Annotated in this window: 2 pseudogenes; both read right to left on the reverse strand. The window is 66.6% G+C overall.

The features are described 5' to 3' along the window. Positions 1 to 293 (reverse strand): annotated as a pseudogene (locus tag GV819_RS32625) (uroporphyrinogen-III C-methyltransferase); the annotation flags it as partial. A gap of 26 nt (positions 294 to 319) precedes the next feature. Continuing rightward, positions 320 to 437, reverse strand: a pseudogene (locus tag GV819_RS32630) (uroporphyrinogen-III synthase); the annotation flags it as partial.

Genomic DNA, 437 nt, shown 5'->3' on the forward strand with positions numbered 1-437 from the left:
GCGGTAGGCAAAGCGTCCAGACGGGCAGCCAGTTGCTGGTTACGCTGGGCCAGGGATTCGGTCTTGCCACGGGCATCTTCCAGCTGCGCCAGTTGGTCGCGCTCGGTGCCCTGCAACTGCTGGACCTGCCAGAAGCTCCAGCCACCCGCGCCGAGTCCCGCCACGCCAACCAGCAGGGCGAGCAACGCCAGGCCGGTGGCGGTACCGGAACGCCTGGATGCATCGGGTGCAACGGGAGAAGGGGTGGAAGTGGAAGTTCTTGCGTCGTCTTGGGGAGTGACTGCTTCGCTCACAGGTCCATCCTTTGGTCAAGAAAGTTCTAGGCGGCGCTCGTCAGGGCCGCCAGCAAGGCCGGCGCGCTCGCGCCCCGGCAATCAATCACCCGTTGCGCACCCAGTTCGCGCGCCATCTTGGCGACCCGCGGGCTGGGTACGAAC

It is taken from the genome of Pseudomonas sp. Fl5BN2 (genome assembly GCF_009908205.1).
GTDB lineage: Bacteria > Pseudomonadota > Gammaproteobacteria > Pseudomonadales > Pseudomonadaceae > Aquipseudomonas.